Annotated in this window: 14 protein-coding genes; 1 reads left to right on the top strand and 13 read right to left on the bottom strand. The window is 56.8% G+C overall.

What is annotated here, in order from left to right; all coding sequences use genetic code 11:
- Window positions 1–15: 15 nt before the first annotated feature.
- The 10 genes from LT85_RS21840 to LT85_RS21795 form a co-directional block, all read right to left on the bottom strand.
- Window positions 16–441, bottom strand: coding sequence for a CopD family protein (locus LT85_RS21840; protein ID WP_038493159.1), 426 nt, complete (start codon window positions 439–441; stop codon window positions 16–18).
- A gap of 116 nt (window positions 442–557) precedes the next feature.
- Window positions 558–1,835 (bottom strand): glutamate-5-semialdehyde dehydrogenase, encoded by a 1,278-nt coding sequence (locus LT85_RS21835; RefSeq protein ID WP_038493156.1) that lies wholly within the window; start codon window positions 1,833–1,835, stop codon window positions 558–560.
- A 169-nt stretch (window positions 1,836–2,004) separates the two neighbouring features.
- Window positions 2,005–3,024 (bottom strand): DNA polymerase III subunit delta, encoded by a 1,020-nt coding sequence (holA, locus tag LT85_RS21830; RefSeq protein ID WP_038493154.1) that lies wholly within the window; start codon window positions 3,022–3,024, stop codon window positions 2,005–2,007.
- Between the two features lie 19 nt (window positions 3,025–3,043).
- Window positions 3,044–3,658, bottom strand: coding sequence for an LPS-assembly lipoprotein LptE (gene lptE, locus LT85_RS21825; RefSeq protein ID WP_038493152.1), 615 nt, complete (start codon window positions 3,656–3,658; stop codon window positions 3,044–3,046).
- A 66-nt stretch (window positions 3,659–3,724) separates the two neighbouring features.
- A complete protein-coding gene (gene leuS / locus LT85_RS21820; protein ID WP_038493150.1) occupies window positions 3,725–6,370 on the bottom strand; it encodes a leucine--tRNA ligase in 2,646 nt (881 codons plus the stop codon).
- A gap of 301 nt (window positions 6,371–6,671) precedes the next feature.
- Window positions 6,672–8,192 carry a DUF535 family protein gene (locus LT85_RS25680; RefSeq protein WP_052135391.1) on the bottom strand — a complete coding sequence of 507 codons (1,521 nt, stop codon included), beginning with the start codon at window positions 8,190–8,192 and terminating at the stop codon, window positions 6,672–6,674.
- Between the two features lie 317 nt (window positions 8,193–8,509).
- Window positions 8,510–8,941 carry an ExbD/TolR family protein gene (locus tag LT85_RS21810; RefSeq protein ID WP_038493147.1) on the bottom strand — a complete coding sequence of 144 codons (432 nt, stop codon included), beginning with the start codon at window positions 8,939–8,941 and terminating at the stop codon, window positions 8,510–8,512.
- 54 nt (window positions 8,942–8,995) lie between these two features.
- Window positions 8,996–9,688, bottom strand: coding sequence for a MotA/TolQ/ExbB proton channel family protein (locus LT85_RS21805; RefSeq protein ID WP_038493145.1), 693 nt, complete (start codon window positions 9,686–9,688; stop codon window positions 8,996–8,998).
- A gap of 67 nt (window positions 9,689–9,755) precedes the next feature.
- Window positions 9,756–10,562 carry a 4-hydroxy-tetrahydrodipicolinate reductase gene (gene dapB / locus LT85_RS21800; RefSeq protein WP_038493143.1) on the bottom strand — a complete coding sequence of 269 codons (807 nt, stop codon included), beginning with the start codon at window positions 10,560–10,562 and terminating at the stop codon, window positions 9,756–9,758.
- 101 nt (window positions 10,563–10,663) lie between these two features.
- Window positions 10,664–11,236, bottom strand: coding sequence for an outer membrane protein assembly factor BamE (locus tag LT85_RS21795; RefSeq protein ID WP_038493141.1), 573 nt, complete (start codon window positions 11,234–11,236; stop codon window positions 10,664–10,666).
- 74 nt (window positions 11,237–11,310) lie between these two features.
- Between LT85_RS21795 and fur the strand changes: the two genes are divergently transcribed.
- Window positions 11,311–11,736 (top strand): ferric iron uptake transcriptional regulator, encoded by a 426-nt coding sequence (gene fur, locus LT85_RS21790; RefSeq protein ID WP_038493139.1) that lies wholly within the window; start codon window positions 11,311–11,313, stop codon window positions 11,734–11,736.
- Between the two features lie 52 nt (window positions 11,737–11,788).
- On the opposite strand, the gene LT85_RS21785 is transcribed toward fur, so the two are convergent.
- The 3 genes from LT85_RS21785 to LT85_RS21775 all read right to left on the bottom strand — a co-directional run bounded on the left by LT85_RS21785 (window position 11,789) and on the right by LT85_RS21775 (window position 14,242).
- Window positions 11,789–12,151: a TfoX/Sxy family protein gene (locus LT85_RS21785; RefSeq protein WP_038493136.1), complete on the bottom strand. Its 363-nt coding sequence runs from the start codon at window positions 12,149–12,151 to the stop codon at window positions 11,789–11,791.
- Between the two features lie 210 nt (window positions 12,152–12,361).
- Window positions 12,362–13,384, bottom strand: coding sequence for a heat-inducible transcriptional repressor HrcA (gene hrcA / locus LT85_RS21780; RefSeq protein WP_038493134.1), 1,023 nt, complete (start codon window positions 13,382–13,384; stop codon window positions 12,362–12,364).
- Between the two features lie 123 nt (window positions 13,385–13,507).
- Window positions 13,508–14,242: an HAD family hydrolase gene (locus tag LT85_RS21775; RefSeq protein WP_038497154.1), complete on the bottom strand. Its 735-nt coding sequence runs from the start codon at window positions 14,240–14,242 to the stop codon at window positions 13,508–13,510.
- Window positions 14,243–14,250: the final 8 nt, after the last annotated feature.

The raw sequence follows: 14,250 nt of genomic DNA, 5'->3' as shown, positions 1-14,250 counted from the left end.
AGGGCCTGTGTAAGGTTAGAACGGTTTGACAACGACCAGGATCACAATGGCCAGCAGCAGGATCACCGGGATTTCATTGAAATAGCGAAACCAGGTATGGCTGCGGGTATTGACACCCTTTTCGAATTTCTTCAGCAGGCTGCCGCATGCATGGTGGTAGCCGATTACCAGCACCACCAAAAACAGCTTGGCATGCATCCAGCCATTGCCAGGGCCGACTTTGCCGATACCGTAGCCTAGCCACATCCAGGCACCGAATAAAATCGCCGGCAGCGCCAACATCGTCGTAAAGCGATACAGCTTGCGCGCCATCAACAGTAGTCGTTGCGTGGCGGCCGGGTTGGTTTCCTGCGCCAGGTTGACCAGGATACGCGGTAGGTAGAACAGGCCGGCAAACCAGGAAGCGATGAAGACGATGTGCAACGATTTTATCCAGAGCATGGGCGAATTTCCTTGTTAGCGTTGATGATCAATACTATCCACGAAAAACAGGAAAGGCACGAAAATCCTTGCTCCTATTTCATGCCTTTCCTGTTTTTCGTGGACATGTGTAAAAGTTACTCGCGTACTTCTCCGTGTCCAAACACGACATATTTGAGCGATGTCAGACCGTCCAGTCCGACCGGTCCGCGCGCATGCAGCTTGTCGTTGGAAATGCCGATTTCAGCGCCGAGGCCAAATTCGAAGCCATCGGCAAAGCGGGTTGAGGCATTGATCATCACCGATGCGGAATCGACTTCGCGCAAGAAACGCATTGCGCGTGAATGGTTTTCGGTGACGATGCTGTCGGTGTGCTGCGATGAGTAAGTATTGATATGCGCCATCGCCTCATCGACGTCGGCGACGATCTTGATCGCCAGGATCGCCGCCAGATATTCGGTGCGCCAGTCTTCGTCAGTGGCCGCGCTAAGGTGCGGGTAGCCTTGCAGGATGGCCTGCGCCTCAGCGTCGGCGCGCAGTTCGACTTGCTTGCCCTGATACAATTCGGCCAGTTGCGGCAGCACTTGTGGAGCGATGGCGCGCGCTACCAGCAAGGTTTCCATGGTGTTGCAAGTGCCGTAGCGATGGCATTTGGCGTTGAAGGCAATCTTGACCGCTTTTTCCAGATCCGCCTGGTCGTCGATGTAGACGTGGCAGATGCCGTCCAGGTGCTTGATCATCGGCACAGTGGCTTCTTCGATCAGACGTGCGATCAGGCCTTTGCCGCCGCGCGGTACGATGACGTCGACATATTGCGGCATGGTGATCAGGGCGCCGACGGCGGCGCGGTCGGTGGTGTCGACTACTTGCACTGCATCTTGCGGTAAACCGGCGCCGGCCAGGCCTTCCTGCACCAGTTTGGCCAGCGCCTGATTGCAATGATGTGCTTCCGAGCCGCCGCGCAAAATCGTGGCGTTGCCGCTTTTGATGCAGAGACCCGCAGCGTCTACCGTGACGTTCGGACGTGCTTCGTAGATGATACCGATGACGCCCAGGGGGACTCGCATCTGGCCGACCTGGATGCCGGTCGGCCGGTATTTCATATTCGAGATTTCGCCGATAGGGTCGGGCAGAGAAACAATCTGTTCAAGTCCCGCGATCATGGTGGCGATCGCCTGGTCCGACAACGTCAGGCGGTCCAGCATGGCCGGCGCCAGGCCATTGGCACGTGCGGCAGCCAGATCAGCTTGATTGGCTGCGCGCAACAAATCGGCGTCGCGCCGGATGGCGGCGGCGATCAAGGTCAGCGCGCGGTTTTTGACAGCAGTGTCGGCACGGGCCATGGCGCGCGATGCGCCGCGGGCACGCTGTCCGACTTCGGTCATGTACTGCTGGATGCTTGATTGGATGCTCATATGCTCTTGTCTATGCGGATGTTTTTTGGTCAGGACTTACGCAAAACCACTCTGACCGCGTTGCATCTCCTAGCCGTACATTCGTACTGTCTTCGTCGATGCGTCTTGCCAGGATGATTTTGCGTAAGTCCTGTTGGTTTCTTTGCAATTCACACTTCACACATCTGGTTCAGCTGTTTTGGGCAACTCTCAAAGCCAGTTGCAGCAACGCATCCCAAGGGTCGCCAGCGAAGGCTTTGGCGCGCAAGCCCTTGACCATCTTGTCGACCTGCGCCGCGTCTTTCAACGCCGCTTCCAGCGTCGCCAGGCTCAAACGCCGCAGCGCCGGCTCCATCAATCGTTCTCGCGGCCCCCAGATACGGTATTCCTTTAGCAATGCGGGAACAGGGCGTCCCTGGGCGGCGGCCGATTTTAATTTCAGCAAGGTGCGAATTTCTTCGGAAACCGCCCACAGTACCAGCGGCAGGGCTTCGCCTTCGCCTTTCAAACCGTCCATCATGCGCACCAGACGCGCGGTATCGCCCACCAGCATGGCCTCATTGAGCTTGAATACATCATAGCGCGCGACGTTGAGGACCGCATCGTGGCACTGCTCGAAACTCAGTTTTCCGGGGGGATGCAGCAACGCCAGTTTCTGGATTTCCTGATGTGCCGCCAGCAGGTTGCCTTCGACCCGGTCAGCGATGAAATCCAGCGACTGCCGGTCTGCACTTTGCTGCTGTGCTGCCAGGCGGACGCCGATCCAGTTTGGCAACTGCGCCCGTTCCACCAGCGGAATATCAATATATACGGCAGTCTGTTGCAAGCTGGCGACCCAGGCCGCCTTCTGCGTCGCCCAGTCCAGCTTGGGCAAACTGATAATCGTGACGTTATCCGGGTTCAGCGTGGCGGTATAGTTTTGCAAGGCCTGACCGCCATCCTTGCCCGGTTTGCCGCCCGGGATCCGTAATTCGATCAGTTTTTTATCGCCGAACAAGGATTGCGACTGGTTGGCAGCCAGCAACTCCCCCCACTTGAAACTGCGGTCGACCACCAGCACATCGCGCTCGGTACAACCGTTGCTGCGCGCACTTTTCCGGATCTTGTCGGATGCCTCCAGCGCCAGCAGATGCTCGTCGCTGGTGATCACATACAAGGGAGCCAGGGTCTTCCCCAAGTGGCCGTCGAGTGCGTCAAACCGCAATTGCATTGACTTACCTTTTACCTGTTTATTTAGCTGGGACGGCAATTGGAGCAGTAACCTGGTCCGAAGCCGGCACGGCGGGTTCCAACTGCTGAGCCGGTTGCGTTGGCTGAGCGGTCTTGATTGCGGTCAAGCGACGCAGGATCTGTTGCACCATGTCGGACTGCATGTCGCGATACAGCAATACTTCCTCCGCATCCTTGGACAATTCTTGCGACGAGTTATAGCTGATATCGCGTTTCAGCGTGATAAGCGTCGGCGCCAGCAATTCCTTCTTTTGCGCGTCGATCACGCGGAAAGTCAGGCGGTAGTACAACATGTACTCGCTTGGACGGCCTGAGCTGTTGAGCGTCAGGATGACCTTTTCGCGCGTCTCGCTCAGCACTTGCAGGGTGGCTTCCGCGCCATCTTCTTTCGGCAGCACTGCGGTGTTGCCGCTGGCGACGATATTGCGCTTCAGTTCGATGCCCAGTGGCGAGGTAGGGGCAAAAGTCATGTAGATCGACTTGAATGGCAAATTGGCCGAGCCGCGCAGATGAAAGCCGCAGGCGCACAGCAGCGCGCTCATGGCCAACATCACAGGCCAACGCAGCCAGTTGCGGGAATTGACAGGCATTTTGAGAGGCACACTATTCAACATTCGGGTATTCCTTGTTTCAAGATTCGGGGCCGGACCCGAAGATCCGGCCGCAAGACCTGCAATCGCCTAAGCGACAATATTGACCAGCTTTCCAGGCACCACGATGATTTTCTTGGGTGCGCCTTCGAGATATTTCTGCACATTCTCATTGGCCAGAGCCGCAGCTTCGATGCTGGTTTTGTCGGCATCCTTGGCGACGGTGATGCTGCCGCGCAGCTTGCCGTTCACCTGGATCATCATTTCGATCTCGCTCTGCTCCAGCGCCTTGGCGTCGACCTCCGGCCAGCTGGCGTCGAGCAGATCGCCATGCACTGCGGCAAAGCCGAGTTCCTGCCACAGGGTATGGGTGATGTGCGGCGCAACCGGATTCAGTACGCGCAGGAAAATCGACAAGCCTTCAGTCAGGACGGCGTTGCTGGCCGGCGACTGGTCGAGCTTTGCCGCTTCCAGCGTATTGAGCATTTTCATGCAGGCCGACACTACGGTGTTGTACTGGATGCGCTTCAAGTCATGGTCGGCTTGCTGAAGAATCTTGTGGACTTCGCGGCGCAAGGTTTTTTGCGCATCGTTCAGGCCGGAAAAATCAAGCGCTGCGCCTGGGACGATGCCCTCTGCACGCGCATAGCTGAAGGCCCAGACCCGACGCAGGAAGCGGTTCGCGCCTTCGACGCCAGTGCCTGACCATTCCAGGGTTTGCTCCGGCGGCGAAGCAAACATGGTGAACAGGCGCGCGGTGTCGGCGCCATACTGGTCGATCTGTGCTTGCGGATCGATGCCATTGTTTTTCGACTTCGACATCTTTTCAGTGCCACCGATTTCCACCGGTGCGCCATCCGATTTCAGGGTGGCTGACAACGGCCGGCCCTTGTCGTCGAATGTCAGGTCGACATCTTCCGGATTGTGCCAAGTCTTCTTGCCGCTGGCATCTTCCCGGAAATAGGTTTCGTTGAGCACCATGCCTTGCGTCAGCAAGTTGGTGAATGGTTCGTCGAACTTGATCAGGCCGAAGTCGCGCATGACCTTGGTCCAGAAGCGCGCATACAGCAAATGCAGCACCGCGTGCTCGATGCCGCCGATGTACTGGTCCATCGGCATCCAGTAATCGTTGCGCGAATCGACCATGGCGTCGTTGCTCTTTGGCGAGCAATAGCGCATGTAATACCAGGACGAATCGACGAAAGTGTCCATGGTGTCGGTTTCACGGCGCGCCGGCTTGCCGCATTTCGGGCAGTCGACGTGCAGGAATTTCTCGTGCTTGTTGAGCGGATTGCCGCTGCCGTCCGGTACGCAGTCTTCCGGCAAGATCACAGGCAAGTCTTTTTCCGGTACCGGCACGTCGCCGCAATCGCTGCAATGGATGATCGGGATCGGCGTACCCCAGTAGCGCTGACGGGAAATACCCCAGTCGCGCAGGCGGTAGGTGATTTTCTTTTCACCCAGGCCGTGCGCAGCCAGGTCGGCGGCAACTGCATCTACAGCTTGTTGATAGTTGAGGCCGTCATACTTGCCGGAGTCGACGCAGACGCCGTTTTCCTTGTCGCCATACCATTCGTGCCAGCTTTCCTCGGAGTAGGTCTTGCCCGCCACAGCGATCACCGGACGAATCGGCAACACGTATTTCTGCGCGAACGCAAAATCGCGCTCATCGTGCGCCGGCACGCCCATCACGGCGCCGTCGCCGTAGGTGATCAAGACGTAGTTGCCGACCCATACCTCAATTTGCTGGCCGGTCAGCGGATGCGACACGTACAAGCCGGTCGGCATGCCTTTCTTTTCCATCGTCGCCATGTCGGCTTCGATGACGCTGCCTTTCTTGCATTCGGCGATGAACTCAGCCAGTTCAGGATTGGTCTTGGCGGCGAAAGTCGCCAGCGCATGTTCCGGCGCCACGGCGCAGAAAGTGACGCCTTTGATGGTGTCGGCACGGGTGGTGAATACCCACAGCTTGCCATCCTGGATCAGCTTGCCGTCTTCCTCGATCTTGTGCGGGAAGGCGAATCTGACGCCGGTCGACTTGCCGATCCAGTTGGCTTGCATCAGGCGCACACGTTCCGGCCAGCCCGGCAATTTCGTCTCGACGTGCTCCAGCAATTCTTCTGCGTAGTCGGTGATCTTGGCGTAGTACATCGGGATTTCACGTTTTTCGATCAACGCGCCCGAGCGCCAGCCGCGGCCGTCAACGACTTGCTCGTTGGCCAGCACGGTCTGGTCGATCGGATCCCAGTTCACGGTGCCGGTCTTCTTGTAGATGATGCCTTGCTCCAGCATTTTCAGGAACATCCACTGGTTCCACTTGTAATACTCTGGCGTGCAGGCTGTCATTTCGCGTGACCAGTCGATCGCCAGGCCCATCGCCTGCAATTGCTTTTTCATGTGGGCGATATTGGCGTATGTCCACTGCGCCGGCGGCACCCCGTTCGCCATCGCGGCATTTTCCGCCGGCATGCCGAACGCATCCCAGCCCATTGGCATCAGAACGTTATAGCCGTTCATGCGCAGATAGCGGTACATCACGTCATTGATGGTGTAGTTGCGCACATGGCCCATGTGCAGCTTGCCCGAAGGGTAGGGCAGCATTGAGCAGGCGTAGAACTTCTTTTTATCCTGGCCGTTCTTGTCCTTGGCGTGTTCGACGGCCTTGTAGGCGTCTATGGATTGCCAATAGTCTTGTGCGGATTTTTCGACGTCGGTTGAGCTATATTTTTCTTGCATGACGGAATGAAGCTAAAAAGGTGAATGTTATTCCGCGCGCACCGCAAACAGCACAAGCACCATGCTGTCGGCGGAAATGCATACGGCGGCCGGGAGCAGCGAGGCGATCTTGATTGTTCTTGATGCGAATCGGAATGGGAACTTGCTGGGTCGGCGCTGCGTTTCATCATGTGTGAAACACGGCGCCTTTGACTCCGAACCGATGATTATACTGGTTCGGATGCCGCTTTAGCGTATAGGACGCGTGGAGTCACGCGATGGCTGACGTCAGGCGGTAAAGCCGGAGCCTGCCGAGGACGCTTCAGACTTGCTTGAATCTGCCGGAAAAGCCGTGCAATGCAGCCTGTACGGCGCGCTCGGTCAGTTCAATCCGCTTGCGGGCTTCCGAGCGCTTGCTGGACGGGATCGCCAGCAGGTCGGGAACAGGAATGTCGCCGCAGGAGAGTTGGTATTCGCCGTCCGGGCGGCGGGTCGCGCCAATTTCTTGCCAAAAATCATCATAATCGGCAAGAACCTTGCCTGTACGTATTTGATGGAACAGCACGCGATTTTGATTTCCCACCAAAACCAGTTCCTTGCAACCGTAGGCTCGGCCGATTTCCCTGACCAGACGCACCATCAGGCCCTTCGGCCGCATGCCGAACATGTCGCGCGTGGCGTGGCGCACACGTTCCTGGGCGTCGCTGCCGCGCGGCCCTTGCAGGCAACCGATGCCGATGCCGGGATTCGGTTCGCTGCCATTAAACGTGAAGGCAATCGAGAACAGGCGCTGCTGGTCGCTGTACAGATCCAGCGCCAATTCACCTTCCCGGTCCAGGGTGGCGATCGCGGACAGCCGGATTTCGTAGACTGCCCCGGATTTGCCGTTGAAGCTCCCCAATACCTGCGCGGATTGCGCCGCCCGCAGGATGAGGGTGTCAAGGCCTTGACGGAAAATAAAGTCGTAGTGGCTGACCAGCAGGTTCATCCGGTCCTGGCTGCGCAGGCGCAACGACTGGTAGGGACGATAGATTTTTTGCAAGAGTCGCGGCGTGGCTTGCGCGAGTTTGGCGTGCATCGGGGTCGCGTTCCAGTACGCCAGCCAGCGCTGGGTCTGTTGGTAGTGAACCAGCGTACGGACGCTGAGTTTCAACTGCTTGGCGAAGTACGACATGCCGCGCGGCGAGTGACGCAGGCAAGTATACAAAGTAATGCTTTGTCTGCGGTTAGCCGGTTGCCCTTTGAACAGATGCGACACCTCCGACAGCAAAGCCAGGTTTTGCAGGCGGCCGTTGAGGAAACGGACTGCGCCGTGGCTGACTGTCTTGCCGTATCTGGAGTTCATGGCCAGCATGATTGCCAGCGAGACCAAGCCGGCGCCGAAGATATCCAGCGGATAGTGCATGCCGAGAAAGATTTTGGCCCAGCTGACAGCAAGCGATAGCCCGACCAGCAATATACCAACCCATTTGATCTTGATGGCGCGTGCTGTCCATAAGGTCAGGCCGGTGGCCAGGATGATGGCAATTGTGACGCTTGGCGACAAGTAATGTTCATTTTGGGGTGGTGGAAGATAGCCATCTTCCACTGTCTGTAGTATGGCGGCCCACAGCAGCGGCACGATTTTGCTGGCCAATACTGTCGCAGCCATGGTCACAACTGCTTTCAGAGAAATAATCCGGGTCGCCCTGCTGCCGCTGATCCATAAGGCCAACAGGCTGGTCGGCACCAGGTACACACCCCATTCGGCGATCGCCAGCGCCAGCAGAAATGGCAGGCTGATGAATCCCGGATGCCCATTGAGCACCGACTCGAGCAGGTGATTGTAAGAAGACAGTGTCATACGTTTGGACGATCGAAAGGGGTGCTAGGTCGCGCAACAATAATTGCCAAATTGAAATTATTTATTGCCATCATTTATTATTGTGCTTAGTTGATATATTACGATACAAATCAAAATAGAATGTTACATGCAAAAACGATAGTTGGCGCTATCCGATGAAAATTATTAGATTTCTTGGGGGAATTAATGATGTCGGAGCGACATGTCAGAATGCCGGGCAGTCTGCCGTAGGCAGCGTATGCGGGACAAAGTCAAATACTGAAGGAGAAACCGACATGGCCAGGTGGCCATGTCAGTATAGAAAAGAAGGAGGGAGGTTACTTGGCAGCGTCGGTTTTTGCCGGCACGGTTACAAAGCCGATCTTCGCCAGGCCGTTATTTTGCGCCAGCGCCATCACCTGCGCCAGAATTTCGTAGCGGGTATCTTTATCTGCGCGCAATTGCAGTTCAGGCTGCGGCTGGCGCTGCGCAGCGGCGATGATATGGTCTGCCAGTTCGTTTTCCGCCACTGGGTCGTTATTCCAGAACATCTTGCCGCTACGGTCGATAGAGAGCGAGATGGTCTCCGGTTTTTCCGGTGCCGGCGCCGATTGTGCGCTGGGCAGGTCGACCTTGATGGCGTGGGTGAACAATGGCGCTGTGATGATGAAAATAACCAGCAACACCAGCATGACGTCGACCATCGGCGTGATATTGATATCCGCCATCGGGGCCTGGTTCTGATTGTCGTTGAAGCCGCCAAAAGCCATGGTTTGCTCTCTGATCAGTGAATGTGTATTCCGGAACGTTATCGATACAATCCGTTACTTGCCGACCCGGCTACCAGTCGTCAGATAAGCGTGCAGGTCATGCGCAAACGCATCGAGTTCCGCCAGTGTAATCCGATTGACGCGGGTAAAGGCGTTATACGCCAACACGGAAGGAATCGCTACTACCAGCCCGAGTGCGGTCATGATCAACGCTTCACCCACCGGGCCTGCCACTTTGTCGATCTGGATAGTGCCGCTGGAGGAAACCGCCTCCAGCGCATGATAAATACCCCAGACCGTACCGAACAGGCCGACGAAAGGCGCGGTCGAACCTACTGACGCGAGCAAGGTCAGGCCGCTTTCCAGGCGCGAGGAGACACGATTGATTTCACGGCGCAAGGTGCGGGTGATCAGTTCGCCCGGATCGGACGCAGCATTTAGTGAAGCAGCCGGCGTACCAGGCGCAGGCGGCTTGATTGATGCCGCGTCGGCTGACTGGATGGCCAGGGGCGAATAAACGTTTTCGGAATCGAAAGGCTTGATGCCGGCAATCGCCACTTCCAGCGTCGGCGCCTGCCAGAAATCATCCAGCGCTGCGGCGCTTCTGCGGATGCGCCATGAACTCCAGGTTTTTGACAGGATATAAAACCAGCTGACGATCGACATCAACACCAGTACATAGGCCACCGAATGGGAGATGGCGTCAGTTTGGGCCCAGTAGCGAGCTAGTCCGAGAGATTGATCCATGGCGTCGATCCGAGAAGTTAAATCGAGGTGACGTCGGCATGCGGCGTCACAACACTATTATTACAAATCAGCGCAAGCCCAACACATCTTGCATGTCATACAGGCCTGTGCTCTTGTCGTTCAGGAAGCGGGCGGCGCGCAGACTGCCATGCACATAGGTGACGCGGCTGGACGACTTGTGGGTGATCTCGATGCGTTCGCCGATGCCGGCAAACAGCACCGTATGGTCGCCGACGATGTCACCGCCGCGAATCGCGGCAAAGCCGATCGATGACGGATCGCGTTCGCCGGTGATGCCTTCGCGGGCATAGACGGCGACATCTTCCAGCTTGCGCCCCTGCGCTTCAGCAATGACTTCGCCCATTTTCAGCGCAGTGCCGGACGGTGCGTCGACCTTGTGCCGATGATGCGCTTCGATGATTTCGATGTCGTAACCGTGGGAAAAGCTTTTGGCAGCCAGTTCCAGCAGCTTCATGGTGACATTGACGCCGACGCTCATATTGGGGGCGAAGACGATGGCGGTCTTTTTTGCCGCTTCAGCAATCGCTGCTTTTCCGGCTTCGTCGAAACCGGTGGTGCCGATAATCATTTTGATGCCGTGGGCGGCGCAGTATTCCAAATGCTTCAGCGTACCTTCAGGGCGCGTGAAATCAATCAGGTAATCCGCCTGCGCCAGGCCCTTGGCCAGATCGGCTTCAATCAGGACATTGGCGGCCTTGCCCAGGAAGGCGGCGGCATCGCTGCCCAGTTCCGGCGCATCCGGCACGCCCAGCGCGCCGGCAAGTACGGCGTCATCGGCGTTTTGAATTGCTTCGACCAGCATGCGGCCCATGCGTCCCGAGGCGCCTGCAACGGCTATTTTCATCTTAGTCATTTTTAATTCGGCGATCTCAAGAAGGGATCTTCATCAAATTGCGGGGGAGAGCGGAATGCCGCAACACGGCATTCAACCGGCTCTCATCCCAATAGTTGTCGTTAGTTTTTGGCAGGCGCAGGCGCGCTAGGCACCGTTGGTGCAATTTCGACATTCTTGACGCTCTTTTTGGCTTCCGCAGCGCCGCCGGAAATCTGGTCCAGATAGTCGTTTTCGGTAGGTAGGTTGCCGCCATCGATGCGCGCTAGCAGATTTCCGTTGAAAAATGCGCTGACCCGGCTGGTGGTGACTTCGCCGTTGCCCTTTTGCAGGCGGAACACATAATCCCAGCGGTCTTCATGGAACAGATCGGTGATGAGCGGCGTGCCAAGCGCAAAGCGTACTTGTTCGCGGGTCATGCCTTCTTTAACTTGCGCCAACATTTCCTTGGAGACAAAATTTCCCTGTTGTATATCGATGCGATATGGAGAAAAAATACCCAGGAAACGGCGATGCTTGATGGTTTGAACCCCGCTGGTATCAGCGTTGGCCGTGGCGTTGCTGCCGGCAGCAGGCGTCGCTGCCGCGGAATTGTCGAGCAATGGATTTTTTGAGGCGCAGCCGGCCAAGGCGGTCATGATGACAACTGCAGCGGTCAAAGCGGAGGTACGGACAGGGGAGAGCAACATTCGCATAAGGATCTCAATTGATTGAGCAACTGTGCTAAAACGCTATATGATAAAGCAGATCATCCATTTGTGACCAAAACATGCCGAACAATCCATCCGAACTAAAAGCCAGCGGCCTTAAAGCCACATTGCCACGCCTTAAAATCCTGGAAATCTTCCAGAATAGCGAGGTGCGTCATCTAAGCGCCGAAGACGTCTATAAGATCTTGCTCAGTGAGAATCTTGATGTCGGTCTGGCAACTGTATACCGCGTGCTGACGCAATTTGAGCAAGCGGGCCTGTTGCAACGCAATCACTTTGAAACTGGCAAAGCCGTCTTTGAGCTCAACGAAGGCTCGCATCACGACCATCTGGTCTGCCTGGATTGCGGTCTGGTTGAAGAGTTTTACGACGAAGAAATCGAAAAGCGCCAGAAGATCGTCGCCAAGGAACATGGTTTCGAAATCGCAGATCACGCCTTGGCGCTGTACGGCCATTGCCGGGATTGCCGCAAGAAGAAGGCTTGACTGCCAAGGCTGACAGCCTGATTTGCCAGCTTTTTCAGCTTTTTCAGCTTTTTCAGCTTTTTCGCGGTTTGCGCACGGGTTTTGCATTGGCCTTGCGTACCGCGGCAGCATAAGCAAGCCGGGCCCAAGGCGTCATCGCGGCAGGCGAGTCCATCGCGTCTTCGGGCGCGGACCAGTAACTCATCTCGACACGTTTCCCTTTACTTTCGTAAATGAACGGCGCGCAGCCGGCGGCCTTGAATCCAGGCCGGGTTTCTTCGTCGGTCTTGAGAAAAAGGCCGCCATCAATAACGATGCAGATCATCAAACCATCGTAATAGATGCCATGGCCGCCGAACATCTTGCGCACGCTTACCGCGCCGAGCGGCGCGAGCAGTTCGCGGATATATTCGATCAATCCTTCGTCCTGATGCATGTCGAGAAAATTTTCTTAGAGGCTGTTGCAAACACACCTGGCGTTGTTGCCCTTGCAGGGCGCGCCCGGGCTTGCAAGCCCGGGTAGTTCCGCAGGCAGACGACATTGTCGTCTGAAACCCATGCTACACCCTCCTGGCCGTACTGCTCGTACTGTCTTCGTCGGTGCGCCTAGCCATCTGTATTTGCAACAGCCTCTTAGGTCTTGTGATCAGCTTTGGCTGAGCGCATTCGACAGTAATTTTGCGGTGATATTCACAATTGGAATCACCCGCTCATAGGCCATGCGCGTCGGTCCGATCACGCCCAGCGTGCCGACGATCTTGCCGTTGACTTCATACGGCGCGGTCACCACGCTCATTTCGTCCATCGGCACCAGTTGCGATTCGCCGCCAATGAAAATCTGCACGCCGGTCGCCTTGCCGGAAATATCCAGCAATTGCATCAGGCCGGTTTTTTGTTCAAACATGTCGAACAGCTTGCGCAAGGAATCCATGTTGGATGACAGGTCGGTCACGCTGAGCAGATTGCGTTCGCCCGAAATCACTACTTCGTCGCTATTGTCGTTCATGGCGTCGCTGCCGGCCTCTACCGCGGCTTGCATCAGCCAGGTCATGTCGTCGCGCAGCTTGCGCAGTTCACCCTGCAAGCGCAGGCGGACATCGTCAAGACTGAGGCCGCCATAGTGCTGGTTGATGTAGTTGGCGGCCTGCACCAGCTTGGCCGGGCTGTAATCGACATCCGTCAGCAGCAGCCGGTTCTGGACATCGCCGTTGGGGCTGACGATCACCAGCAGGATACGTTTTTCAGATAGTCGCAGGAATTCGATCTGCTGGAAGATCGATTCGCGCCGCGGACTCAGCACCACGCCTGCGAAGTGCGATAAAGATGACAACACTTGCGCCGCATTAGTAATGATTTTTTGTTGCGAGTTGGGTTGCAGGCGCGTCTGCATTTTCGATTCCAGTGCGCTTTCGTCGATCGGTTCGACCGTCAGCAGGGTATCGACAAACATGCGGTAGCCGCGTGGCGTCGGCACCCGGCCGGCGGAGGTATGGGGACTGGCGACAAAACCCATTTCTTCCAGGTCCGCCATGATGTTGCGGATCGTCGCCGGCGACAGTTCCAGCCCGGAGATTTTTGACAAGGCCCGCGAGCCGACCGGCTGGCCGTCGGCAATATACCGTTCGACCAGGGCTTTGAGCAGGGTTTGAGCGCGATTATCTAGTTGCATATAGGTCTATTTTAGCGAGCGCCACGCCAAGTGCAAAACGCTATGCTGACTTGGCAGAGGCTTATGACGCACTTATACACTGTTTTTTCAGCGAACTGCAGTTTGTTCTTGCAGCCGCTCAACCTAAGTCCGATAGCCGTCCAACCACGTTTCCAGCTCATGCAAGCTGGTGCAGCTGGCTTGCGGCTGGATCCCGGCCGGCAGCGTGCGCTCAAAACGATTGATCCAGACCGCCTGCAAGCCGGCCTGCTGGGCGCCGACCACATCCAGCAAGGGATCGTCGCCGACATACAAGGTTTCTTGCGGCGCCACATTGAGAGCGGCGCAGGCCGCGTGAAAAATCGCCGGATCGGGCTTGGCGCTGCCGAAACTATGGGCGGCGATCGAGGCCTGGAAATGGCTGGCCAGGCCAATTTTGCCAAGATCGGCAAAGCCGTTCGATACCGTTCCCAGCGGTAGCCGCTGTTGCAAGCTGGTCAATGCCGGTCGGACGTCATTGAACGGCGTCACGGCATGGCGTGCCTCGGAAAAGACCGCCATTGCCGCATCCGCCTTGGCCGGATCTTCGCCAACCTGATTGAGCGCCTCGGTCAGTGCAGCGTGGCGTAGCTTCCAGAGGTCGAACTTGAAAACCGGATTGGTGGCGACCAGTTCCAGCCGCTGCTGGCGCAAGCTGTCAATCGTAAATTGGCGGCTGACCGCACTGGCGTTGGCTTGCAGCCATTCAAACAGCACTTGTTCGGCGCGTGCGATCACCGGCACAATTGGCCACAGCGTATCGTCGAGATCGAACAGAACCGCTTTGATGGCTGCGTGCTTGACTGGCGGTGAGCTGGGTAGGAGTGTTGAATTATTCATCAGTGCCT

The sequence above is a fragment of the Collimonas arenae genome, from assembly GCF_000786695.1.
GTDB classification, from domain to species: domain Bacteria; phylum Pseudomonadota; class Gammaproteobacteria; order Burkholderiales; family Burkholderiaceae_D; genus Collimonas; species Collimonas arenae_A.
This window is presented reverse-complemented; position numbering and strand designations above follow the sequence as displayed.

Bases quoted from the DNA above. Each gene is read 5' to 3' on its own strand.
- LT85_RS21840 (WP_038493159.1), bottom strand. From the start codon at position 441: ATGCTCTGGATAAAATCGTTGCACATCGTCTTCATCGCTTCCTGGTTT.
- LT85_RS21835 (WP_038493156.1), bottom strand. From the start codon at position 1,835: ATGAGCATCCAATCAAGCATCCAGCAGTACATGACCGAAGTCGGACAG.
- holA (WP_038493154.1), bottom strand. From the start codon at position 3,024: ATGCAATTGCGGTTTGACGCACTCGACGGCCACTTGGGGAAGACCCTG.
- lptE (WP_038493152.1), bottom strand. From the start codon at position 3,658: ATGTTGAATAGTGTGCCTCTCAAAATGCCTGTCAATTCCCGCAACTGG.
- leuS (WP_038493150.1), bottom strand. From the start codon at position 6,370: ATGCAAGAAAAATATAGCTCAACCGACGTCGAAAAATCCGCACAAGAC.
- LT85_RS25680 (WP_052135391.1), bottom strand. From the start codon at position 8,192: ATGACACTGTCTTCTTACAATCACCTGCTCGAGTCGGTGCTCAATGGG.
- LT85_RS21810 (WP_038493147.1), bottom strand. From the start codon at position 8,941: ATGGCTTTTGGCGGCTTCAACGACAATCAGAACCAGGCCCCGATGGCG.
- LT85_RS21805 (WP_038493145.1), bottom strand. From the start codon at position 9,688: ATGGATCAATCTCTCGGACTAGCTCGCTACTGGGCCCAAACTGACGCC.
- dapB (WP_038493143.1), bottom strand. From the start codon at position 10,562: ATGACTAAGATGAAAATAGCCGTTGCAGGCGCCTCGGGACGCATGGGC.
- LT85_RS21795 (WP_038493141.1), bottom strand. From the start codon at position 11,236: ATGCGAATGTTGCTCTCCCCTGTCCGTACCTCCGCTTTGACCGCTGCA.
- fur (WP_038493139.1), top strand. From the start codon at position 11,311: ATGCCGAACAATCCATCCGAACTAAAAGCCAGCGGCCTTAAAGCCACA.
- LT85_RS21785 (WP_038493136.1), bottom strand. From the start codon at position 12,151: ATGCATCAGGACGAAGGATTGATCGAATATATCCGCGAACTGCTCGCG.
- hrcA (WP_038493134.1), bottom strand. From the start codon at position 13,384: ATGCAACTAGATAATCGCGCTCAAACCCTGCTCAAAGCCCTGGTCGAA.
- LT85_RS21775 (WP_038497154.1), bottom strand. From the start codon at position 14,242: ATGAATAATTCAACACTCCTACCCAGCTCACCGCCAGTCAAGCACGCA.